The following is a 22,463-nucleotide window of genomic DNA, read 5'->3' as shown; positions in this document are numbered from 1 at the left end:
CTGCTGGACCTGTGGGTGTGATCAGGCGACTTGGCGGCGGGGCAGTTCGGGGCGGTTGCCGCCGAGGCAGAGCATGACGAGCGCGATGACGGCCTCGGCACTGCGGAAGCCGAACCCTCGTCGGATGATCAGGCGCGTCTTGGTGTTGGTGGATTCGATCAGCCCGTTGCTCAGCTCCTCGACGATCGCGTGCAGGATGGCGTCGTAGTGGCGTCGGACCTTGCGGGCGAGGTCGACGAAGGCGGGGATGCGGCAGCGCCTGGCCCAGGACAGCCAGCGGTCCAGCGCGGCGACGGCAGCGTGGACGCCTTCGGCGCGGGCGATCCGGTAGATGGTGCGTAGTCCTTCCTTGAGCAGATAGGCGCGGTGCAGGCGCGGGTCGTTGGCGGCGATCCAGGCGAGTTTCGCGCTCTGCCGCTCGGTGAGGTCCTCGGGGTTCTTCCACAGCGCGTGGCGGGAGTGCTTCAGCCTGCGGGCCAGGTCCGGGTCCGCGGCCTGGCGGCGGGCCCGGTTCCAGCTCGCGCGGCGCTCCTCGTCCAGGGCCTCGGTGGCCCAGGCCACTACATGGAAGGGGTCTATGGCGCGCACGGCGTTCGGGGCCCGCTCGGCGACCACGTCGGCGATCCACTCGGCGCCGTCGGCGCTGAGGTGCGTGAGCCGATGGGCGCGCTCGGCGCCCAGGGCGTCGAAGAACGAGCGCAGGACGTCCTTGCCGTGGCCGTCGGCCATCCACACCACGTGCCGGGTGTCGTGGTCGACGACCACGGCCATGTACTTCTGGCCCTTGCGGTAGGAGATCTCGTCGACGCCGATCCGCCGCAGCCCGGCGAGGCGGTCGATCCCGGCGTCCGCGTCACGCTGGTAGCGGGTGAGGATCGCGCCGACGGTGCGCCAGGCGACCCGCATCAACTGCGCGGTGGCCGACTTTGAGCACTCGGTGGCCAGCCAGGCGACCTGCTGGTCGAAGTCGCGCGTGTGCCCGGCGTCGTGCCGGGCCCAGGGCACCGCCGCGACCACCACCCCGTGCCGCTCGCACGACACACGTGGGGCATCGGCCTCCAGGAACAGTTGCAGCCCTGCCGCGTCCAGGTGTCGCCACCGCCGGCGTCCTGCCCCGGCATCGAACCGCGGACAGCGACTGCGACAGATCCCGCACCGGCGACGCGCCCGGGACCGCGGACGCACCGCCACCACCATGACCTGCGCTTCCTCATCGAACCAGGCGTCCTCCGGCACCGCCTGCTCGCATCCGACCAGCGACTTCAATACCGTGGTGAACCGCACGCCGTTCTCCCTGCGCAACCGATCTCGGGCCTCAACACCTCAAGATCTGCACAGGGGACGGCGTGTGCTGTGTCAGGCGCTCCGCACCGACCCACAGATGGAGCAGAAGAGCCTGTTTTCGAGCACATCACCGGTGCAGGCGAGGGCGCCCTTCACCTGTTCGGTTGGACAGCTGCTCGATCAGGTTTCGGGCGGCGGGCGCTTCTGGGCCGGCGGCGTCGAGCGCGCTCAGGGCGAGACGGGTGGTGAATACGGCCAGGCCCTCCTCCGGTTCGAAGGCAAGGCAGTGGCGGATGGCGGCCTCGGCGATGCGCGCGCCGCCGGGGCGGCACAGCGCGGTGAGTACTGCGGTGACGGCGTCCTCCCAGGGGTCACCTGGCCCGGCGACGGCCAGCTTCAAGGGGCAGGCGTGCTGGCCGGATTCGGGCCCGGCCGCGTCGTGCACGATCGTCGGCAGCCGTTGGTAGCCCGTCGGCAGCGCGTCCGGACCGAGGTCGGCGGTACGGGCCGGGATCAGCAGCACCGGCCGGCCGTCCACCCGGGCCTCCGGCGGCGCCGGCGCGAGCGACAGATAGTCCCCGAAGCCCAATCCTGCTGCGACCAGGGGTGTGCCGGCGTATCCGGAACGCGGCGGACTCGTGGTCGCGATCGTTCTTCTGATCCTGCCCCTACCGTCTGTTCCTACCGTCTGTTCCTACCGTCGGCCCCTACCCTCTATGCGGCACGAGGCCGGTTTCGAAGGCGATGATCGCGAGGTGGACGCGGTCCCGAGCTTCGAGCTTGGCGAACAGACGCGCGACATGGGTCTTCGCGGTCGCCGCGCTGATCACCAGCCGCTCGGCTATCTCGGTGTTCGACAGTCCCTGTCCGATGAGTGCCAGCACCTCGCGTTCCCGGTCGGTGATCCCCGCGATGGGACTCGTGTCCGCGGCGGGCCCGGCGTCCGGTTCGGGGGCCGCAGGGCCGGATGTTCCGGCGAAGTCCGCGATCAGCCGTCGGGTCACGCTCGGCGCGATCAGCGCGTCGCCCGCGGCCACCACGCGGATCGCTTCCAGGATCGCGTCCAGGGCCATGCTCTTGAGCAGGAATCCGCTGGCCCCGGCGCGCAGTGCGCCGTAGACGTACTCGTCGTGGTCGAAGGTCGTCAGCACCAAGACCTTGGGCGGGTCCGGCTCGGCGGTCGCCTGTCGGGTCGCCTCGATCCCGTCCACGCCCGGCATCCGGATGTCCATCACCACGACGTCCGGCCGCAGTTCACGCACCAGGCGCACCGCCTCGCGGCCGTCGCCGGCCTGGCCGACCACCTCCAGGTCGTCGGTGTCGCCGATCAGGATCCCGAGCCCGAGCAGCATCAGCGGCTGGTCGTCGACCAGCAGCACCCGCACGGTCATGCCGGGAGCCTCGCCGTCACCCGGAATCCGCCCTCCGGACGCCGGCCTGCGCTGAACTGGCCGGACAGCAACGTCACCCGCTCGCGCATGCCGAGCAGGCCGAAGCCGCTCCCGCCGGCCGCGGAGAGCCTCGGACGGCCCGGCCCGCCAAGACCGTCGTCCCCGTCGTCCACCACCTCGATCGTCACTCCTTCCGGCTCGTAACCGACCGCAACCCGGCACGTCCGAGCCCTGGAATGCCGCACCACGTTCGTCACCGACTCCTGGATGATCCGGAACGCCGACAGTTCGATCTCCGGCGGCAGTGGACGCCGCTCGCCCCGCCAGGTCACATGAACACGCACCCCGGCGCCGGCCGTGCGTTCGGCGAGCTGCGGGACGTCGGCCAGGCTGCCGGCCGGCGCCAGCGGAGCGGCCTGCGGCGTGGCGTCGTCCGGCTCGGCGCGGCGGAGCGCCCCGAGCATGCGCTGCAGCTCCAGCAGCGTCTCCCGGCTGGTGGTCTCGATGCCCGTCAGCGCCTGCCGCGTCTGCTCGGGCTTGGTCTCCACGACCCGCGCCGCCGCTCCCGACAGCACCGTGATGATCCCGATGCTGTGCGCGACGCTGTCGTGCAGCTCGCGGGCGATCCGCAGCCGCTCGGCCATGACGACGCGGGCCGCGGTCTGCTCCTGCAGGGCTTCGAGGTATTCACGGCGTTTGCGATACACCCCGCCGAAGACCCACGCGACCGCGAACCACAACGCGAACTGTCCGGCCCACTGTGCCGCGTCGCCGACGGTCTGCTCGCGGTCGTGGATGCAGTTGACGAACGCGGCCGCGACGGCCGCGACGGAGCCGACGGCGGCAGCCTTGGGCCGCCGGACGGCGAGGTACCCGCCCAAGCCGACGAGCAGGACGAACACGATCAAGGGCCGCGCGCCGAAGGCGTCGCCGAGGACTGCTTCGCCCAGGACCGCCGCGAAGACCGCCGCCGGCAGACGGCGCACCAGCAGAACCGGCAGGGCGAGCACGACGCAGAGACCGAGCAACTGGAAGCCCCCGAGGTGGGGGAACCGGAACAGGCCGTCGTACTGCGCCCAGTTGGGCAGCATCGTCAAGGCGAGAATCAGCGCGTACAAGCAGGCGGTGGCCAGCACCACGGCCTGTGACATCAGCCAGGTCACGCGCTTCGATGTCGAGAGACGCTGGAGAAGCTGTTCCATACGGAGATCGTATTCAGCGGCGTCGGCTCTGCGCGTCGCCCCGGGGATGTACGCCGGATACGCCCCCGGGCCGATGGCCTGGGAAGAGGTGACATCCGCCGGCCGACGCGGTGGATCGTGGTCCGTTCCTAGGTTCGTGGTCATGACGAATGCACCGATGATCGATCTTCGCGACACGCGTCTCCCGGCTGCCCACCTTCGCTGACGGTCCGACATCCGGCCGCGTCGGCAGCCTCCGGCACCGCCTGTGCTTCCCGCCGCCGGGCCTGGCAAGACTCTGCCCTTGGGCTCCTGCCGGGCCCGAACGTGATCTTCGGCGACGAGATCAACTGCGTTGACGGGCAGGCGGTTGACCATACTTCAGCAGTTGGCAGGTGTTGGAGTTGCTGCCGCGGCTGCTGGACACCGTGAAGGCGATCTCGGCTGACGCCGGCGCCCCCGCCCCGGCGTGGAACTTCTCCCAGGGCGTGCGCAAGGGCCCCATCCTGCCGATGCTGGTGGAGGTCGACGCCCAGGCGGTCATCGGCTGATCCGCGGTGCTGAGAAGCGATTCTCAAAGCGGACGTAGCTTCAAGTTTTAGCTGTTCAGGCATGTAGTCGTCGCCGGGTAGGCAGGCTGGATCCGCTGTGTTCACGCTCGCTGTGTGCGGAGGTGGCGAATGCCGTCAGTGCTGGGGCTGCTGGAGGAACGCGAACGGGCCGCGCAGGCCCGGGTGGAGGAGCTGCGCGCCGAGCTGGAACGGGTCCGGGTGGCGGTGCTGGAGGCGGAGGAGTCCGCGCGGCGCGCGGCCGTCGCCCGCGAGGAGGTCGTCGATGCCCTGGCCGCCGTGCCGGGCGTGCTGGACACCGCGGTGGCGGAGGCTGCGGGTGGTGTTGCGGCCAGGGTCGAAGTCCCGCCGTGGCGTCGGGGGTTGGATCTTGCGGTGCTGCCGGGCGACTGCGCGGCGATCGTGGCGCTGGTCGAGGACGACGCGGCCGGTGGCGGGGGCGGCGTGCGGGCCCGGCAGATGCGCGATCATCTGGGCTGGCGGGCCAGTGACGCGCGAGAGCAGGCCGCTCGGTTCCGTGCCAAGCGGCTGGTGGAGCGCGGGTGGTTGAGCGAGGACGGGCCGGGGTTGTTCAAGCCGCGGCCGGGGCGGGCCGGCTGAGGCGGCGGGCAGCGGGGGCACCCCGGCGGGCCAGTCGCCGGGTGGCGGGGATGCTCGCGGCCCACCAGAGCATGGCTTCGGCGCTGTCGGTGCGGGTCTCGTAGTCCCGGGTCAGGCGGCGGGCCCGGATCAGGTGGGAGAAGCTGCGTTCGACCACCCAGCGGCGCGGCAGCACGGTAAACCCGGCCACGTCGTCGGGGCGCTTGACGATGGTCAGGGCGAGGGAGAGGACGGTGCAGGCGAAGCCGATGAGCCAGCCGGTGTAGCCGCCGTCGGCCCAGACCAGGGTGATGGCGCGGTGCCGGGCGCGCAGGCGCCGCAGCAGGTCGCGGCCGGCGTCTCGGTCGCTGACGGACGCCGCGGTGACCATCACGACCAGCAGCAGGCCCAGGGTGTCGACGGCGATGTGCCGCTTGCGGCCGTTGATCTTCTTTCCGGCATCGTAGCCGCGCGAGGCGGCGGGCACGGTGGCGTCGCCCTTCACCGACTGCGAGTCGATGATCGCGGCGGTGGGCTCCTCCTTCCTGCCGGCCAGCTCGCGCAGGCGGGCGCGCAGCCGGTCGTAGAGCTCCTTGATCAGGTCGTTGTCGCGCCAGCGGCGGAAGAACCGGTACACAGCCCGCCACTTGGGGAAGTCGGTCGGCAGGCTCGCCCAGCGCACGCCCTCGGCCACCAGGTAGCGCACAGCGTCGATCATTTGACGGTGGCAGCGCCCTTCGGGGCGCCCGCCGCGTCCGTTCATCCAGGCCGGGACCGGCAGCAGCGGCCGGACCAGGGCCCATTCTGCGTCGGTCAGGTCGGAGGGGTAGCGGCGGGTGCGGTCCGGATGGTCGGCGGCGTTGCCGAACTGGTGGGCGAGGCAGTCGCACGGCGACACGCCGAAAGTAGACGTGGACGGGGCAAGCACGCCACAGTGGGACACCAGGGCCTCCTGATGCTCAGTTGACTAGACATCACCGAGCTGTGCAGGAGGCCCTTTCTCTATGCCTCGATCAGCGACCGATCACCCGAACGAGGTCAACACGCGCGACAGTTCGATCAGCAGGTGTGCCATTCGCTTTGGGAATCGCTTCTGAAGTCAGGGGCCTCATTCGGCGGGGCGAGGCCCCTGCTTCTCAGGAAGAATCAGGCCCCTGGAAGAGGCGCCCGCGGGAAGATACATCCGTGGGCGGATTCGTGCCGACGATGGCAGATCATAGCTTCGAAGCATGCTTACTAACCGACGCCGCCTGGCGGCCTCCGCGATCGTTGCTCTGTCTGTCTCCGCCACTGTTCTCGCCGGGACCGGCGCGGCCTTCGCCGAGGCGCCGCACGCCGGTTCGATTTCCGTCACATCGGCCACCACACAGGCCGCCACTCAGTACGCGCTGCCGGCACCGACCGGTCCGTACGCGGCCGGCGAGGACGTGCTGCACCTGACCGACACCAGTCGGCTGGACCCGTGGATGCCGTCGGCGGGATTCCGGCAGCTGACTGTCTCGATGTTCTACCCGGCGCACTGGGAGACCGGGCAGCCGGCGCCCTACATGAGCCTGGGTGAGGCGCAGAACTTTGTGGCCCTTCGCCTGAAGCCCAACGGCTTCGGGAGCACCACCCCGGAGGAGATCACGGCCATGTGGACCAACGCCTTCACCGGCGCCAAGGCCGCGCCTGGCAAGTTCCCGCTGGTTGTGCTGTCGCCGGGGCTGGGGAATCCGAGGGGCACTTTGACCGCGTTGGCGACTGAGCTCGCCAGCCACGGCTATGTGGTGGCGCTGGTCGGGCATCCGTACGAGGACAGCGGCGAGCAGCTCGCCGACGGCAGCATCGCGCCGTGCCTCTGCCTCCAGGCCAAGGTTACCGACGCGTTGGCCGCGCAGATTATCGCCGACCGCGGGGTGGACGTGAAGTTCGTCGTCGACCAGCTGACCGGAGGGCATGTCTGGGACCTGAGTCACCTCATCGACAAGCGCAGCATCGGCATGGCCGGGCACTCGATCGGCGGAGCCGCCGCAGCCGCGGCGATGCAGGACGACCCGCGGATTCAGGCCGGTGTGAACCTCGACGGTACGTTCTTGCCGGCGATCCCGTCTGGGGCCCTCGGCGGGCGGTCGTTCATGCTCTTCGGTGGGCAGGGCGAACACTCCGAGGGCGGCGGGGACCAGACCTGGAACGACAGCTGGAGGTCCCTGACCGGCTACAAGCGCTGGTTCGCGGTGTCCGGGGAGAATCACAATTCGTTCAGCGACTTCTCGATTCTGGCCGAGGACGCGGGGGTGTCGCTGCCCGGGCAGACCCTGGACGGCTTCCGGAGCCTGCAGATCACCCGCGACTACGTCACAGCCTTCTTCGACAAAACCCTGAAGGGAATGCCAGAGCCGTTGCTGGACGGGAACTCGCCGGCCTATCCCGAAGTCGCGGCCCAGCCGTAGGCGCGGTTCCCGCCGCGGAATGGCCCTATGAACGCGCGATAGACCCCTTCAGGGCGTGGGGATGGCGGCCCATCTCCGCACAGCCCCACGGCCTTGAAGGAGCTCACTGAGGTGATCTCACCGAGCGGTGAGTCAGTTCAGGTCCTGCGGGTGGGTGGCTTCAGTCGAGGCTCTTGTCGGGTCCGGCGTGTGTGGAAGGATTCGACGCCGCGCCAGGGTGAGGGACCGCCGAGCGATCTGTCGAGGTGGTTCTGGGACGAGTCGAGTAACCGCCGGGCTGCGTTGCCGGACCAGGCCGCCGACCACCACATCGTCACGACGAAGTGCGGCCGGCCGACAAGGCGACCTGCCGCCGGATCGTCCAGAGACGCGCATCACTTGCGCAAGACCGCCGTGGTCTCTGCCAACGACTCGCCGGTCTGTCTTTTGACGCCAGCGGCTTCAGCGCGGCTCATGCGGCGTCGGGCAGCTACCGCGATCAGGGCAACCGTCGTGCCGGAGGCGATTGCGATCATGGCCGCCAGCAGATACCGCGCGCCGTCTCCGGTCAGCGGCTGCGGCAGGTAGTCGAGCGTCGTCTTTCCAACGCCGACTGTGACCGCCACGGGGCCAAGTCCGATCAGCGCGCGCATGCACGCCTTCACAGGACGGGATGGCCAGTGGCACGCAGCCTGCGAGATCCATCTGGCGGGGACGCCTGCGTCGTCGAACATGAAGAGAAACTGTGGTCAGGCAGGCGGGTTTTCCGGCGGCCGGATCTCCCGCCGCGCCGGATCGACGCGACAAATGCATCGTGTGCATCTGCGTGGCCCGGCTGGGCCGCGCGCATTGCCAAGGGCCGTGAAATGCTGTTTTGGAGCAGCCCGACACGGTCCTGGGGCCGCTGGCGTACCGGCGGCGACGGTTTGTTCTATACCGGCCCTTAGGCGGCGCCGGCGATGCGGCGCGCACCTCCCAACCGCCGGGGCAGGGCCGGATCGAGGAACGCAGTTGCCTGGCAGCGTGCGCGTGATCGTCTGGATGCACCAACGAGGGCTCGCCGCTGCCGGGCCTTCCCGTGCTGTTCATCGTCTCCGGCGGCAGATCCACCCGGACGCCACCCCCCCGCGGTGTCAGCAGCCGCATTCCTCGCCGCGCCAGGCTTCGATGCCTTCGCGGACGGCCAGTCCGGCGGTTCTGGGTGCCCTCGCCGCTGGTGGCGCCGGAGTCCAGGACCGCGCCCAGGCGGTGCTTGGCGCGGCCCAGCAGCGGCATGATGATCAGCGAGGAGATCGACAAGGCGATGCCAAGCCAGCTGGTCGACGGCTTGTCGCCGGCGGCCAAGGTGGTGACGGCGTCGTAGGCGATGTAGGGGGCGAGCAGGAAGAACGTGACGGCGACGGCTTTCTGCGCGCGGGACTCGGCGGTCTCGGACAACATCCGGCTGCCGCTGAATCGCCAGACGATGATGACCGAGGCCAGGCCCTCGATGACGGAGTCCAGGCCGAAGCCGAGCAGCGCCACCGACGAGGCGAGAATCGCGGCGATGATGGCCACGGTGCCCTCAAGCGCCATGTAGCCCAGGGAAAACCAGGACAGCAGCTTGGCTTTGCGCGCGGCGGCATGCCAGGCGGCGTCCCGCACGACCGGCGGTCGGCAGCACGCGTCGGCGCAGCCCGGTTCGCAGTGACAGCCTCCGGGCTCGGCAGCGGTCGGCTCGGCGGCGGCGACGGTCGGCTCGATGGCGGTCGGCTCGGCAGCGGTCGGCTCGATGGCGAGGGCGCCGGGGGCGGTCACGCGAGTTCTCCGGTCGCGGTGCCGTAGGCGGGACACAGCGCGACTGCTTCCCCGGTGGCCTCAAGTATCTGCTCGGCCGCGGCGAGCAGGGCGGTCAAGGACGGCTGGGTCAGGGTGAACACCGAGGCCCGACCGACCGGCCGGGAATCCACGAGCCCGCAATCGCGCAGGCACGCCAGATGCCCCGAAACCGTCGACTGCGCCAGGCCCAACTGCTCGACCAGGTCCACCACCCGCGCCTCGCCCTCGGCCGAGTGCCGCACGATCGCCAGCCGCGCCGGGTCGCCCAGGGAACGGAACAACGCCGCCGCCGGGACCAGCACGTGCCGATCGGGGGGCTGTCGATGAATTAGTGGGTTGCTTACGGAAGTTGGACTCGTTGATGTGGTATGGGTCGCTTTGATGGGTCGATGGAGTCGTTACGGGCGAAGTTCGAGGCGGTGACCCCGCACCTGAACGAGCGGCAGCGCCGGATCCTGTACGGCGCGGAGGCCCGGCAGCTTGGACACGGCGGGATCGCCGCGGTGGCGCGGGCCGCGGGGGTCTCGACGGGCTGCGTCAACCGTGGCCTGGCCGAACTCGATGCGGGAGGGGATCCGGACGGGCGGGTCCGGCGGCCGGGGGCCGGGCGCCCGGCCCTGGCACAGAAAGACCCGGGACTGGTGTCGGCCCTGCTGGAGCTGGTCGAGGACAGCACACAGGGTGATCCGATGAGGCCGCTGACGTGGACGACGAAGTCGCTGCGCCGCCTCGCGGACGAGCTCGCCGCCCAGGGCAGGAAGGTGGGCCGCGATACCGTCGCGGCCCTGGTAGCGGGGATGGCGGTAGCCGGCCAGCCACCTCAGGTTCGCCGCGAACACCGCATCCAGCGGCTCCAGGCGCCGGTAGCGCCAGCCGACCAGGTCGCACGCCGCCCGGACCGCCTGCGCGGCACGCAGCGCCCGCTCACCGCCCGCCTCCGCATGCCCCGGGCAGTCGGCCAGCAGGGCGGTGCCGTCCGCGTACCGGGCGAACAGCTGCGGCACCCACGAGCGCGCCGAGCCCCCACGGTCGCGCCACACCAGCCGCACCGGCCGCCCTGCCAGCCCTGTCACCTGCGGGTCGCGGTCCAGGACCATCAGCTGGGCGCGCATCGCGTTCGACCCGGCGACCACGTGCCGCCCGGTGGTCGCCGACCACCACAGCCCCGGCCCCCACCGCCTCCCGGGCGGTACCGGGAAGGCGGACACCGGCGCAAGGTCCTCGAAAGCCACCGCCACGCAGACGTCCTCCCACCGCTGCCGCACCTCCTGGCCGACCGGATCGAGGAACACCGCCTCGAACCCCGCCCGCCCATCCACATCCACCGGGCCCGCGGACCCATCCGACCCGGCCCAACCGTCCACGCCGCTCACGTTCTCAGCCAACCCGCCACACACGCCCACGCGGACGGCTTTCCCCGTTCCCGCCCCGCCCCGTGATCTGGTGCGGTAGAGCGCTCCACACGCGCCCGCGTTCTCACCCGGACCCACACCCCAGCGGGCCCGAGCCCGCCACCGCCCGCCCATCGCCGCTCCACACCCGGCCCCCGGGCCCAACGGCCCGTCAGACCCCCTTCTACCGCCCCGCCCCGCCACCAGCCCCGAGCACCTCGGCGAGCGCGCTCGGGGACAACCCCGCCCACGCGGCGACGTCCTCGACCCGCACACCGGCCTCCACCGCGGCCCCCGCGACCTCCCGCAACGCCTCCCGCAACCGGCTGGCCGCAGAGCCGATCCCCTTCAACAGCCGCTCCGCCGCCTCCGCGCTGCTGCCCCGCTGCGCCCCACGCAACTGCAGCAGCTGCTCCTCCGTGTCGTCCAGCAAGCTGCCGATCAGCATCCGCTGCTCCGGTTCCACCGCCGAGCGCCACACCGTCCCCGAGCCCGGCAGCCTCGCGTCCTTCGTCAGCGCCCGCAGCTGCGCGGCCATGCTCGGCGGCTGGAGCTCCCGGCGCACCCACCACAGACCGTCCCGTTGACCGGGCGGCACGGCCACGCCGCGGCGCCGGCGGATCACCGCACCCATCCAGGCGATCAGCGGCCCGCCGAAGTCGACCGCGGCCAGCGGCCCCAGCCACTGGCGCCCCACCCGCTCACCCAGCCGGCGGCAGAACGCCCCGTCCGCCGGCAGCGCCCGAGGCCGCCCGGCCCCGCTGTCCCGCCAGACCAACTCGGACATCACCGGATCCAGCAGCGCCCGCGCGACCTCCACCACCTCCGGGAAGACCGCCGCATCCCGCGCCACCGCCCGCCACCGCCAAAAGTCCCCGCTCGCGTCCCCGCCCGCCAGGGCGTGCAGCCGAGCCGGCCACACCCGCTCATCCGGCCACTCCAACGCCAGATCCCACCACCGGCACACCACCGCATACGCCACCGCAAACACCTCCCCGGGCCCCACCCCCGCCCGCACCGCACGCCGAGCCACCCGCACCCAACGCCGCTGCGCCGCCACCACCTCCGGCAGGCCGCGCACGTCCAGGAACTCCAGCGTCTGGTCCGCGTCCGCGTCCAGCAGCCACCGCCCGTGCCGCGTACACACCCGCTCCCACCGTTGCGCGTACCGCATAACCCGCACCGGCGCTCCGGTGCGCCGGGCCGTGCACGAGCGGTACCCGAACGCCACCGGCCCCACTCCCGCACCGCCAACCCGCCATGCTGCCTGTGGCCCGTTCCCGCCCGCCCGCGCGGTCGTCAGTTTCTCGTCGGCCAGCCCCCACGCAGGCAGCGCCCGCCCCAGCACCTCCTCGCCGACCCCGCACAGCCCGGCCAGTACCCGCTGCCCTGCCCCGTCCAGCAGCATCTCGGCGTCCGCCCGCTGCGCACCGCTCTCGTGCCGCGGACGGTGGCCGCGCCACTGCCAGCGCGTCAGCACGGCAGCGCTGTCCACGCCGTAGCGGGCAGCGACCCGGCCAAGAAGCGAGAAGGTCGTCTCCCCAGCGAGAGGGGACACACGGAAGATCCCGGAAGCCATGACCCCAGCCTGGCGAAGAGCCGCAAGTCATGACGGCAAGTTCCTACTTCCCACTTCGGGCCCTGGTGACAAGCCGTTCCCGTCAACGGATGGTTTCGTGCTGCCTCAACCCGGTGAATGTGCGCTGAAATGTGCGATCCAGAAGTGACTTTCACGCTAGGGTGTGTGGTGTGAGAGGTGAGGTTGTGACTGACGACCTGTTCGCGTCGATCGACGCGCTGCTGGCCCGGCCGCGTCCGGTGGACGACCTGCCGGTCCCGGCCGAGCGGGAGCGGCTGCGCAAGGCTGGCGACTACACCCAGGAAGAGCTGGCCGCGGCGCTGAAGACCCGCAGGGAGACGATCGTGCGGTGGGAGGCCGGGACGACGGAGCCCCGCCCGCCCAAGCGCGAGGTGTACATCCGATTCCTCGCGACGCTGGCGCTCCAGCATGGCACTGTGGAACCTGCCGAGTGGCTGCGCCGCGCGCAGGCCGCCGGCCTCGTACGCGGCGACGGCGGTGTTGCGTCCGCGCCGGTCCCGGCCGAGACGGTGCGGCAGACCGACGTCCCGGAGCCCGCCGCCTCCCCGGCTGCCCTGGGCACGGCGCCGGAGGCGTTCGTGGCCGCGCCGACGCCGGAGCAGAGCGCTCCAGCCACGCCGACGGCGCAGGTGGTGATGCTGGACCAGAACCCGGACGGCTCGCTGCTGATGGTGGCGCCGGAGCCGTGTGTGCAGTGCGGGCAGCCGTCGGTCTACCGGGCCCAGGGCCACCCGATGCATCTGGGCGGGTTCTGCCGCCCTCCCGTCCCGGCCGCCGTGCCCACCGTCGCGCAGCAGCGGTCTGTTCCACAGGCCTCAGCCGAGCCTGCCGCCCCGGCCGAGCCGGCTCCCTCGGTCGCTTCGGTCGCTGCGCCCCGCGAGGTCGCCCCCACCGTCGGCCCGGCGGTCGCGCCGCGCCGCGCGGCGACGTCCTCGCGTCCGGTGGCGTCGTCGCGGGCGCGCAAGGCTCCGGCGAAGAAGCCGGCCGCGGCCGAAGGCCCGGCCGACTGGGAGCAGGCCGCGTCAGCCCGCTTCCCGGCAGGTCCCCTGGCGGTGCTGGACGTCGCCCCGACCGGCAAGGGCCTGGTGGCCTACCTCGCCGACGGCACGGTGGCGCCGACCGCCCCGTCCGGCCGGACGCTGGCCGATGTCGTGGAGTGGGCGCTGGAGACCAAGTTCGGCTCGCCGAGGTTGCACCGGCACGGCAAGGACGGCGACCCCCTGGTCGTCCTTACCGACGCCGCGCTCGCCGAGCTCGGCCTGCCCCCGCTCGGCCGGGACGAGAAGCGCGAGTTCGTCCAGCGCCTCGGGCAGCTGGCGAGGACCCACAAGGCCGTCAAGGCCCTGGAGAAGGCGGGCTGGCTGCTTACCCATCGGGGCCTCGGGCCGTGGGCGCGGGTCTACCGCACCCCCGAGGACGGCAAGCGCGTCTGCGTGCAGCTGTGCATCCCGGGCTGGGGCGCGCTCGCCTCGGGCGGCTGGCAGATCCCGGACGGCCTCGCCGCCCCGGACCTGGCCCGGCTGCTCGGCACCTACGCCACCCGGATCCTCACCCCGCGCGGCTCCACCGCCGTCTCCGGCCTCGAGCTCGTCACCGCACTGCGCCCGCCGACCCGGGCAGTGCGCACCGAAGCGGGCTGGACGTCCGGGCCGGTGGAGGGCTCCCGGCCCAAGACGGCGTTCGACCCAGCGCCGCCGGAGGTCCCGGACGTGCACCCGCTCGCGGAAGGCCGCGGCCCGGGGCAGGAGCTGGTGACCGAGGCGTGGGACTGGTTCCGGGAGCTCACCGAGGAGGAGAAGCGCACGGCGCTGTACGGCGTCGGCTTGGACGTCAACATGGCCTTCCTCGCCGCCGCCGGCCGCCTCACCCTGCCGCTGGGACCGCCGGTCCACGTATCGAACCCCGCCTTCGACAAGCGGATCCCCGGCTCCTGGTGGGCCGACCTCTCCCATGTCGAGACCGACCCGCTGCTCCCGTCGCCGTTCACCGCCGACGGCTCCCGCCCGACGGGACCTGCCTGGTACAGCACGGTGAAGGTCGCGTACGCGGTGGAGCTCGGCGCCCAGGTCCAGCCGACGGAGGCGTACCTGCGGCATGAGCACGGCCCCTACCTCGACCCCTGGCACAAGCACCTGCGCCAGGCGTACCTGGACACCATGGCCGCCCTCGGCGTGCCGCAGGACCTGGCCGACACCGACCCGCTCGCGTTCCTGGACGCCATGACTGCCGTCAAGACGACCGGCGACCCAGCGGAGCTCGCGGTGCTGCACGCGATCAAGCAGACCGCCAAGGGCACCATCGGCAAGATGCGTGAACGCCCCCGCGGCCACGGCTACAAACCCGGCGAACGCTGGGCCGCCCTGGACCGCCCCACCTGGGACCCGCTGATGCGCGCCCTCGTCATCGACACCGCCACCGTCAACCTCCACCGCAAACTCCGCAAGATGGCCGCCGACACCAGCCTGCACGCCTTCGCCGTGCTCTCCGACTGCGCCGTCTTCGCCTCACCCGGCCCCGGCGCCCTCGACATCCTCACCAAGACCGACGCCACCCTCACCACCGCCCTGCGCCTCGGCGTCAGCCCCGGGATGGTCAAGTTCGAGGGCAGCAGGCCGATGACGGAGATCGCCGAGTTGCTCGCCGACGAAGCCAACCCCGCCCGGCACATCAAGACCGGCGGCGTCGTCTCCGCCGACGAGTAGCCCCCCGTACGGCCCGCCGGCACCCGCACGGCGGGCCGCCCACCACCATCACCACGACGACGCCGTCCCGGCCGAGACGGCAGGAAGGACCTGATGCCCCGTGGGGGAGATCGACGAGGGCCTGGAGCGCGCCGAGCGCACCCGCCCCATCCCGGTACACCTCAACACCCGGGTGCGCTTCCTGTGGGAGAAGGTCGCCAAGAACGACACCGCCAAGCTCGCCCGGGCCGCCGGTGTCTCCGTGCGCACCGCCCAGCGCTGGACCCACGCCCTCAAGGCCGTGGCCGACGGCGAGCTGACCGGCGACATCCCCATGACCAAGGCCAACGCCGCCAAGATCGAGCGGGCCGTCCGGACGGCCTGGCAGCCGCGGGTGAAGAAGCGGGTGCGCCGCGACGCCGAGACGAAGGGGTTCATGCTGCACATCCAGGCGACCTTCGGCTACAGCTCGGCGGCCGGCTCCACCGACGACCCCCGCCCCCGCACCATCACCCACAAGATGCCCGGCGACGTCGCCCAGAAGCTGTACGCGGCCCGGGACGCCGGAGCCGGCCAGGCCGAGCAGGAACGGATCCTCGCCGAAGGCCTGCGCGAGCACTACTTCAAGGACAACGGCCACCGCGCCCGCGGCCTCGACGTCGAGCTCAACGACGTCGCCTGGATGGACGTCGAGTTGTAGAAGCACCATCCGCCCTCACGTCACGACCGCTCATGAACGCATGGACCCGGGGAGAGACGCCGGACACGACCCGGGCTGCCAACTCCACCCGGGGCCTGCACAGCGGATCGGGCCCCAGCCAGCCCTGACCCGGAAACAGACCGAGAATACCGGCACTCCCTCACGACCGAGGCACCGGAAGGCCGACACCCGCAGGGTGACGGCCTTCCGGCACTTTCTCGGGGCGACGCGGCGTCGCGCCGATCACGAACAACACCGCAGCGGCGACTGAGTCGCCCCGCTACGCCCACTCGACACCGTGTTCGGCGAGCTGCGCGAGCTGGCCCGCGGTCAGCTTCGCCCGGCGGGCCTTCTGGTTGTTGAGCCAGGTGCCCAGGGCGAAGTGCGACACGACCACCTGCTCCTCGCCACCGGGGCCGGCCTCCACGGCCTCCACCGGCTCCTTGTGCGGACGGGGCACTCGGGGATGCCGCTCGCGCCCGACGAACTGGGCGAGCGCGGCCAGGCCCTGGGCGAACCGGTCGGTGCGGGACACCTTCGGCTTCGCCTCGGCGGCGGCCTTGGCGGCCACCAGCCCGGCGTCGGCCTCGATGCCGATCGCCGTCAGCAGGTCCCGCTGGTCCTCCTCCAGGTCCGGCCAGCCGGCCCGCTGCGCCCACGCCCAGCGGCCGAGCTGCTCGCCCTCGAACACCGTGTCCGCGGGCAGCCGGGTCCAGTCGACCAGGCCGTCGGTGTCCAGCCACCACTGCCGGGCGGTGGCGTAGGCGCGCTGCCAGGTGATCGGCCAGGTGGGGCACCACCACGGGTCGATCTCCTCCAGCGCCCGGCGCCGCTCCGGCGACAAAGCACCCTGCTCCCCGGCCGGCATCTGCGCCGCGGCCCGCAGCTCCGGCACCTGGAGGAGGCCGCCGACAGCGGTCGCCGCCGGCAGCGGGGGCCGGACCAGCGGTTCCTCCACATGGCGGACGTGACCTATCGCTCCGGCCGCACCGCCCACGCCTTGCCGACGTGGCGCGGTCCGATTACCGCAGTCAGTGGCTGGACCCTTGGTGAGCCGGAGAAGCCGGAGAAGGAGTGACGGCGCTCAGGGCCGAAGGCCCAAGACCAGGACGTGGTGGGGCGCTGCCCCTTCCCAAGGAATCGCGATGCCAGCGAACTGGTAGCCCCAGGCGCGGTAGGCGGCCTGGGCGGCAGCGGCCTCCGGGCGGCTGTTCAGCAGTATCCGCTCGTTGACCACCGCCTCGGCCAGCACGGCGTGCAGCCGGGTGGCGATGCCCCGACGCCGCCAGGCTGGTCGGACCGCCAGCTCGAACAGGCCGAAGGTACGCGACCCGGTCTCGCGGCGCAGCTGGTCGGGTACCGGTGTGGTGAGGGTGTCCCACCACCTGGTGGTCGCCGTCAGCGGGTGGCCGTAGGCCATGCCGACCACCGTGCCGTCCGGGGCGAAGGCGACGGTGGCGAGGAAGCCGGCCTTGCGGGTCTGGGAGCGGAAGCGGCGGAAGGCGCGTTCGACGTCGGCCGGGCTGGTCTCGCCGTACGGCGGCTCGGTGAAGGCCTCGGCGAACACCGCCTTCAACTGCTCTTCCAGCTGGGCGGTCTGCTCGCCGTTCAGCAGCCGCACCTCCACCTCGCCGCGCGCCTCGGTCACCGGCTTCTCCTGCTGCTCCTGGTCGTGGTGGTGATGCCGAGGATGCGCAGTTGCTCGACGCCGTCCCGTGCTGCAGCCGTGCTGATGGTGCTGGCGGTGCGGGCGACGGCGCGCAGCCGGTCCGTGCAGCGCGCGGAGGTGATGTGCTGGGCGGCGGTCGCGGCGGTGACCGCCTCGGCGAGTGCCTCTTCCAGTTGGCCGGCGGCGAGCAGCACCTCGGCGAGCCGGGCTCGGTACAGCGCGGCGTTGCGCGAGTAGCCGGCGCCGAGTTGGGCGAGGGCGGCGCGTAGGAACGGCACCGCGTGCTGTGGGTGACCGGCCTCCACGTGCCAGGCCGCTGTGGCGTAGTCGATCTCCCGCTGCCCGGCGAACGCGGTCCAGGCCGGTGCGTCGGTATCCCGGTCGGAGCGCTCCTGCCAGCCGAGGGCCTGGGACAGGGCACGGCGGGCGCCCTGGTGGTCGTCGGCAGCAGTCATAGCTCGGGCCTGACGCAACGCCACCACGCTCCGCACGCGCGGGCCGCCGTGTACCTGGGCAAGCTGGCCGGCGGCCGTTGCCGCCGCCACCGCCTCCCACGGCCGGTGCTGCTCGACCGCGAGCAGCGACAGGCTGTCCAGGGCTCGCACTTCCAGTAGCGGATCATCGACCAGTCGTGCGGCGGTCAGCGCCTGCGAGCACGCCGAGCGGGCCTGGGCCGGTCGCCCGGCGTCGAACTCCATCCACCCCAGGTGCGAGTGCACGGTGCCGACCAGGGCGTGCAGGTCCCGCCCGACTCGCTCCACGTAGGTCCGGCCGGTCAGGGCGCGCTCAAGCGTGCCGAGGACCCGGGTGGCGGCCGTGCGGGCGGTCCGGCCGCCGGCCGTGTGGTCGATGGCGTACAGGCCGGCGACGTTCGCGCGCAGCACCGCCACGTCCGCCGCCCCGATCCGCCGACCTGCCCGGGTGGCAGGCAGCACCGCGGCGCCCAGCACCGTGCCACCGACGTCGGCCACAAACCGCCTGCGCTCCACAGGACCATGGTCCGCCACCACCGTGCTGCGCCGCTCGGCCGGGACGGCGAAGCACGCCATCTCCTCCAGCGGCACACCGAGCAGCGCCTCCAGCACCTGCTGCTGTCCCGGGTGCGGCAGCGGTGGGTCCGCCGACTCCCAGCGGCGCAGGTGACGCACACTCACCCCGGCCTGAACACCCAGCTGCAGCGCCATCGCGCCGAAGGCCGTCACGAACGTCTCCTGGTTGAAGCCGGCCGCCCTGCGCAACTCGGCCAGCGTCCGCGCACCCACCGCGCACCCCCTTCGCTGTCTGCACCCACCCTGGCACCAATCGCGGGGCCATGTAGCCGAAATGTCCGGTGAAACGTCCGGTCGGATGTCCCCTCACCCACCCCGCCCAGGCGGTGAACTGGACTCCTGCCCGCGAACGCCAGGGCCGCAGAGCCCGGCAGCAGCGAGCCGGCGGCCGTCGCCAGCATTCCCCCGTGCTGACGACGGCCGCCACCACCAAGCTGACGCGCCATCACCCCTCGGGAGTCCCTGATGCCGCTGCGCCCCGGGCGCGGGCTATACCGCCTCACCATCACCGCCACCGACCCCGACCCCGACGAGCGCATGGCCTGCATCGCCCCGGCCCGCCGCGTGGTCAGCTCCGTTGCCACCGACTGGGGCGTCACCGACAACGCGGTGGACGACCTGGTCGCCGTTGCCGGCGAACTGCTCGCCAACGCCGCCCGCCACGCCGGACCCGACGTCGTCCACGCCCAGCTGCACCTGGACGGCGCCGGCGACCGGCTGCGCTTCGAAGTTGAGGACCGCTCTCCCCGCCTCCCGGAGGTGGTCGCCGCCCTCGGCGACGACCAGGCGGTGGCCGGCCGCGGTCTGCTGATGGTCTCCGCCCTGGCTGACCAGTGGGGCTCGATCCCCACGCAGACGGGCAAAGTGGTCTGGGCGGAGCTCACCCTGCCGCTCCCCATCGACATGGCCGCCGTCGCCAGCCGCATCCACCGGGCCGCCGTCCGCGCCGACTACACCACGGCCGCCCGCATGGGCGACGAACCCGCCCGGATACCGCTCGGCTACCGCCACCCCACCAACAGACCCCGGGGTCGCACAACCCGCCCTTGAAACCACCTTCCAAGAGCCGAGTGCCGGCTGTCGCCGGTGATGGTCGAGGAGCTGGTCGACCGATGGGGCGTCAACCCTGAGCGTGGGCGCCGCCGGTGGTCTGACGCCGGCTACCCGGGTGCGGAAGGGGACGTGGGGCGTTGGGCGCGATCGGCTCCGATCGAAGTTGGCACCTTCAGGACGATCAACTGATTGAGATCATCCGAAAACTTTGCGTAATTATTTTCCGTCTGGGGCTGCACGATAGGCCGTGCCGGAGCGCTGTGAGGGTGGAAGCGGTTGCTTCCGCGCCGAACGGGGGGCGGCGTTCACATCACTCCGTGGGGAGGGGCGCGTGGCCCAGCAAGGCGTCGTGCAGTTGGTGGAAGTGGCCGTGGCGGTCAGGGTGTTGGGGCGAGATGGGGTTCATCTGCTCCGGCGCCTGCTGGGCGCCGGGGTGCGGATCGGCCTGGCCGATCTGGCGGCCGGTGGCCGCCGTGCCGGCACCGGTAGCGAGATCGGGGAGGGGGAGTGACCCGGGCCGACTCGGCATCGGAGGACGACTTCGCGGGCCCGGCACAGTTCCGCGTGCCGCCGGGCCCGGTCCCGTTCACCTCCTGGCCGCAGGACTGGCAGATGTCCTACACGGCCTTCCATTCCCACGTCTGCAAGAAATACATGGCCTACGCCTACCACCAACTCGGATCGGACGCGGACGCCGAAGAGGCAGTAGATGCCACGTTCGACACCGTGGCGGACAAGTGGGGGCAGATGCTCCGGATGGACAGCTTGGGCGGGTATGCCTGGACGGTCCTCAAGCACCGCATCATCGACCAGGCCCGCCGGCGCCAGCGGACCGGGACCCGGATGGAGTTCGCCGCCTTCGAAGCGGCACACCCCGGACCGAGTGCGACCTGGCGGCATAAGTCCAGGTCAAGCGGCGGCCGCCCGGCCGTGGTGACGACCGGCCATATATGGCCGGTCGCCATGACCTGTTCAGCGAACCACCGGTCCCCGAGTCTCGGAGGCATGAGAAGCCACATAAGTAGAGTCGCGAAACTGCTCACCGCGCCGGCTGTCGTCCTGGGCCTGCTTGTGCCTGCCCTCGCCACGACCCCCGCAGCCGCCGCGACGGACTCCTACACCTTCACCAACACCGACGGGACGCTGAACGCGACCGGCAACGACGACGGAAACCAGATTTCCGTCACCCCCCAAGGCACCAACTACACCGGCTTCCGCCTGATCAAGCTGGGCGACCCGGGCCAGTTCGAGATCGCCAACACGTCCTCGGGGAAGTGTATTTACGCCTCCTCGTTCGCCACACAGAAGTCGTGTGGTCAGGACGGCGAGCAGTGGCACTTCCGTCCGGTCGACGGAAAGCCCAACAGCTTCGGCCTCGTGCGCCGCGACGCCAACACCGGTGCCGAGTACTGCCTGGACAACGCCGGTGGGCTGCACCTGTGGGGGATCCTCGCCAACCCCAACCTCTGCAACGGCAGCCCGAGCCAGGAATGGACCATCCCGGCGTCGAAGGCGGCTGAGGCCCGAAGCCTGGCGCTCGACTACTACGCCGACCTGTGCTCCAAGCAGACGTCGACCTGTTCATGGACCGAAACCTCCGAAGGCCAGCCCGAAGCGCTGCCCCGCGTGCAAGCGTCCTCGGTCTGGTACAACGACACTTCCGATAAGATCACCCAGGTCTTCACCACCATCTACCATTCCGGGTGGTCGCAGTCGTTGTCGTCGGGCCTGTCCACGTCGGTCGGCGTCTCGGTTCCCGTGCAGGCGATGATCTCCGCCCAGCTGACGGCGACGACCACCTACCAGTCGGACTCGAGCACCATCAACGGTGTCGTCGTCACCGTCCCCGCCAAGAACTACGGGTGGGTCGACTTCGCGGCTGTCGGCAAGCAGGTCACCGGCACGTGGACGTTCGACACCGACCACCAGCCGTGGACCACTGACGCCACGGTGACCGTGCCGGTGGTCAACTCCCCGGCGGGCTCCACGATGTACGTCGCACACACCAGCTCGGACATGCCCACCAGCAGCACCAGCCCGGCGCAGAAGCCCGCCGTGCAGACCTTCGCCGCCACCTCCACCAGCGCGAAGCTTGACCTTCCGGCCGGAACCCACCTCGCTCCCACCGCGACCGGCGCGGAAATCGCCGACGCCCAGGACAACCCCATCATGCGGATGCAGCCGGGCAGCGTGACCGACACGAACGGCGTCCAGCACGCCTTCAAGCTCGCGGTCAACGGCAACACCCTCACCCAGACCCTCGAAGGCGCCACAGGCACGACGATCGAGGGAACCGAGAATCCGTCCTCGGTCACGTTCGGCCCGGGAACCTTCCCCGGAAGCACGCCGCTGAAAGCTTCCGCCGGCAAGACGGAGGGCCTGAAGGTGCAGCCCCTGCGGATGTCGCCCACGGACAACATCGATGATGCCTGTGCCAGGTACAACGGCCACACCTGCTCGGACGCGGAGAAGAAGGCGTACGAGGACAAGCTCAAGAAGGACGCGGAGTGGAACAAGTGCGTGGACCAGTGGGCCGTCGGTAGCGCCGTCGTCGGAGCCCTCGGGGGTTACTTCACCACTGGAGTCGGAGCGCTCCCGGGCGGCCTCATCGGATGGGCCGGCGGAGCCGCCGCGGGGCTGGTCGTGTGCAGCTTCTGACCCGCACCACCTGAACCGACTGGTTCCCCCTGCCTGTTGACCGGGCAGGGGGACGCTGCGTTTTCTGCGGGCCGACGGCCCGGAGATCTGCTGGCCAAATGCCTTGCCCTGGGGTGTGTGGATGCTGCTGGCACGGTAGTGGCTGGTCCTGTCGTTCCCGGTCGCTGGGGGTGGGGTTGTGTCGTTGCGGCCGGAAGAGAGGCCTGAGGTCCCCGAGGCGACGGCGCGGGTCGCGCGGGCAGCGGCAGGACGCGGGGCCTCGCCGTTGGCGATGCGGGTGCGGGACGAGCTGGGCGGGCTGTTCGCGGATGCGGAGTTCGCGGAGGCGTTCGGCCGCCGGGGCCGGCGTGGATGGTCGCCGGGACAGCTGGCGATGGTGACCCCGTGCTGCCGATGGCGGAGAACCGCCTACCAGACCACCCCTAGGTG

At 71.5% G+C, this 22,463-nt stretch carries 19 protein-coding genes and 2 pseudogenes; 9 read left to right on the top strand and 12 right to left on the bottom strand.

Annotated features, from left to right (window positions below; genetic code table 11):
- Positions 1-21: 21 nt before the first annotated feature.
- The 4 genes from ACSMTC_RS00410 to ACSMTC_RS00395 all read right to left on the bottom strand — a co-directional run bounded on the left by ACSMTC_RS00410 (position 22) and on the right by ACSMTC_RS00395 (position 4,054).
- Complete coding sequence (locus tag ACSMTC_RS00410) at positions 22-1,284, bottom strand: ISL3 family transposase (RefSeq protein WP_436557592.1); 1,263 nt, start codon at positions 1,282-1,284, stop codon at positions 22-24.
- Positions 1,285-1,411: 127 nt separating this feature from the next.
- On the bottom strand, positions 1,412-1,822 hold the full coding sequence (locus tag ACSMTC_RS00405; RefSeq protein WP_436557591.1) for a hypothetical protein: 411 nt from the start codon (positions 1,820-1,822) through the stop codon (positions 1,412-1,414).
- A 169-nt stretch (positions 1,823-1,991) separates the two neighbouring features.
- Positions 1,992-2,675, bottom strand: coding sequence for a response regulator (locus tag ACSMTC_RS00400; RefSeq protein WP_436557590.1), 684 nt, complete (start codon positions 2,673-2,675; stop codon positions 1,992-1,994).
- Positions 2,672-4,054, bottom strand: coding sequence for a sensor histidine kinase (locus ACSMTC_RS00395; RefSeq protein ID WP_436557589.1), 1,383 nt, complete (start codon positions 4,052-4,054; stop codon positions 2,672-2,674). The genes ACSMTC_RS00400 and ACSMTC_RS00395 overlap by 4 nt, the downstream gene beginning before the upstream one ends.
- A gap of 197 nt (positions 4,055-4,251) precedes the next feature.
- On the opposite strand from ACSMTC_RS00395, the gene ACSMTC_RS00390 reads away from it, so the two are divergent.
- The gene (locus ACSMTC_RS00390; protein ID WP_436557588.1) at positions 4,252-4,407 is read left to right on the top strand and encodes a hypothetical protein; all 156 of its coding nucleotides are present in this window, start codon (positions 4,252-4,254) and stop codon (positions 4,405-4,407) included.
- 129 nt (positions 4,408-4,536) lie between these two features.
- A complete protein-coding gene (locus tag ACSMTC_RS00385; RefSeq protein ID WP_436557587.1) occupies positions 4,537-5,025 on the top strand; it encodes a hypothetical protein in 489 nt (162 codons plus the stop codon).
- Here ACSMTC_RS00385 and ACSMTC_RS00380 read toward each other — a convergent pair.
- On the bottom strand, positions 4,997-5,902 hold the full coding sequence (locus ACSMTC_RS00380) for an IS5 family transposase (protein WP_436557586.1): 906 nt from the start codon (positions 5,900-5,902) through the stop codon (positions 4,997-4,999). The genes ACSMTC_RS00385 and ACSMTC_RS00380 overlap by 29 nt on opposite strands.
- A 331-nt stretch (positions 5,903-6,233) precedes the next feature.
- On the opposite strand from ACSMTC_RS00380, the gene ACSMTC_RS00375 reads away from it, so the two are divergent.
- On the top strand, positions 6,234-7,436 hold the full coding sequence (locus ACSMTC_RS00375; RefSeq protein WP_436557585.1) for an alpha/beta hydrolase family protein: 1,203 nt from the start codon (positions 6,234-6,236) through the stop codon (positions 7,434-7,436).
- A gap of 441 nt (positions 7,437-7,877) precedes the next feature.
- On the opposite strand, the gene ACSMTC_RS00370 is transcribed toward ACSMTC_RS00375, so the two are convergent.
- Together ACSMTC_RS00370 and ACSMTC_RS00365 are read right to left on the bottom strand one after the other, a co-directional pair.
- Positions 7,878-9,212 (bottom strand): cation diffusion facilitator family transporter, encoded by a 1,335-nt coding sequence (locus ACSMTC_RS00370; RefSeq protein ID WP_436557584.1) that lies wholly within the window; start codon positions 9,210-9,212, stop codon positions 7,878-7,880.
- The gene (locus ACSMTC_RS00365) at positions 9,209-9,535 is read right to left on the bottom strand and encodes an ArsR/SmtB family transcription factor (RefSeq protein WP_436557583.1); all 327 of its coding nucleotides are present in this window, start codon (positions 9,533-9,535) and stop codon (positions 9,209-9,211) included. The genes ACSMTC_RS00370 and ACSMTC_RS00365 overlap by 4 nt, the downstream gene beginning before the upstream one ends.
- Before the next feature lie 66 nt (positions 9,536-9,601).
- On the opposite strand from ACSMTC_RS00365, the pseudogene ACSMTC_RS00360 reads away from it, so the two are divergent.
- Positions 9,602-10,024, top strand: a pseudogene (locus ACSMTC_RS00360) (ISAzo13-like element transposase-related protein); the annotation flags it as partial.
- Positions 10,025-10,045: 21 nt separating this feature from the next.
- On the opposite strand, the pseudogene ACSMTC_RS00355 reads toward ACSMTC_RS00360, so the two are convergent.
- Positions 10,046-10,759: pseudogene (locus ACSMTC_RS00355) on the bottom strand (TnsA-like heteromeric transposase endonuclease subunit); the annotation flags it as partial.
- Positions 10,760-10,808: 49 nt separating this feature from the next.
- Positions 10,809-12,182 (bottom strand): DNA-binding protein, encoded by a 1,374-nt coding sequence (locus tag ACSMTC_RS00350; protein WP_436557582.1) that lies wholly within the window; start codon positions 12,180-12,182, stop codon positions 10,809-10,811.
- Between the two features lie 206 nt (positions 12,183-12,388).
- Between ACSMTC_RS00350 and tap the strand changes: the two genes are divergently transcribed.
- Complete coding sequence (tap, locus tag ACSMTC_RS00345) at positions 12,389-14,926, top strand: telomere-associated protein Tap (protein ID WP_436557581.1); 2,538 nt, start codon at positions 12,389-12,391, stop codon at positions 14,924-14,926.
- 100 nt (positions 14,927-15,026) lie between these two features.
- Positions 15,027-15,605: a telomere-protecting terminal protein Tpg gene (gene tpg / locus ACSMTC_RS00340; RefSeq protein ID WP_436557580.1), complete on the top strand. Its 579-nt coding sequence runs from the start codon at positions 15,027-15,029 to the stop codon at positions 15,603-15,605.
- A gap of 280 nt (positions 15,606-15,885) precedes the next feature.
- Here tpg and ACSMTC_RS00335 read toward each other — a convergent pair whose 3' ends face one another.
- From ACSMTC_RS00335 to ACSMTC_RS00325, 3 genes are all read right to left on the bottom strand, one after another.
- Positions 15,886-16,563 carry a helicase associated domain-containing protein gene (locus ACSMTC_RS00335; RefSeq protein WP_436557579.1) on the bottom strand — a complete coding sequence of 226 codons (678 nt, stop codon included), beginning with the start codon at positions 16,561-16,563 and terminating at the stop codon, positions 15,886-15,888.
- A 126-nt stretch (positions 16,564-16,689) separates the two neighbouring features.
- Positions 16,690-17,253, bottom strand: coding sequence for a GNAT family N-acetyltransferase (locus ACSMTC_RS00330; RefSeq protein ID WP_436557578.1), 564 nt, complete (start codon positions 17,251-17,253; stop codon positions 16,690-16,692).
- Complete coding sequence (locus tag ACSMTC_RS00325) at positions 17,250-18,536, bottom strand: helix-turn-helix domain-containing protein (protein ID WP_436557577.1); 1,287 nt, start codon at positions 18,534-18,536, stop codon at positions 17,250-17,252. The genes ACSMTC_RS00330 and ACSMTC_RS00325 overlap by 4 nt, the downstream gene beginning before the upstream one ends.
- Before the next feature lie 252 nt (positions 18,537-18,788).
- Between ACSMTC_RS00325 and ACSMTC_RS00320 the strand changes: the two genes are divergently transcribed.
- The 3 genes from ACSMTC_RS00320 (at position 18,789) to ACSMTC_RS00310 (ending at position 22,034) form a co-directional block, all read left to right on the top strand.
- A complete protein-coding gene (locus ACSMTC_RS00320) occupies positions 18,789-19,373 on the top strand; it encodes an ATP-binding protein (protein WP_436557576.1) in 585 nt (194 codons plus the stop codon).
- A gap of 334 nt (positions 19,374-19,707) precedes the next feature.
- The gene (locus tag ACSMTC_RS00315) at positions 19,708-19,887 is read left to right on the top strand and encodes a hypothetical protein (protein ID WP_436557575.1); all 180 of its coding nucleotides are present in this window, start codon (positions 19,708-19,710) and stop codon (positions 19,885-19,887) included.
- The gene (locus ACSMTC_RS00310) at positions 19,884-22,034 is read left to right on the top strand and encodes a sigma factor (protein WP_436557574.1); all 2,151 of its coding nucleotides are present in this window, start codon (positions 19,884-19,886) and stop codon (positions 22,032-22,034) included. The genes ACSMTC_RS00315 and ACSMTC_RS00310 overlap by 4 nt, the downstream gene beginning before the upstream one ends.
- Positions 22,035-22,463 lie beyond the last annotated feature (429 nt).

Source organism: Kitasatospora sp. HPM-01-4 (assembly GCF_051374625.1).
In the GTDB taxonomy this organism is placed as follows: Bacteria; Actinomycetota; Actinomycetes; order Streptomycetales; family Streptomycetaceae; genus Kitasatospora.
This window is presented reverse-complemented; position numbering and strand designations above follow the sequence as displayed.

Coding starts and splice junctions, on each gene's coding strand:
- ACSMTC_RS00375 (WP_436557585.1), top strand. CDS start 6,234: ATGCTTACTAACCGACGCCGCCTGGCGGCCTCCGCGATCGTTGCTCTG.
- ACSMTC_RS00385 (WP_436557587.1), top strand. CDS start 4,537: ATGCCGTCAGTGCTGGGGCTGCTGGAGGAACGCGAACGGGCCGCGCAG.
- ACSMTC_RS00400 (WP_436557590.1), bottom strand. CDS start 2,675: ATGACCGTGCGGGTGCTGCTGGTCGACGACCAGCCGCTGATGCTGCTC.
- ACSMTC_RS00320 (WP_436557576.1), top strand. CDS start 18,789: ATGCCGCTGCGCCCCGGGCGCGGGCTATACCGCCTCACCATCACCGCC.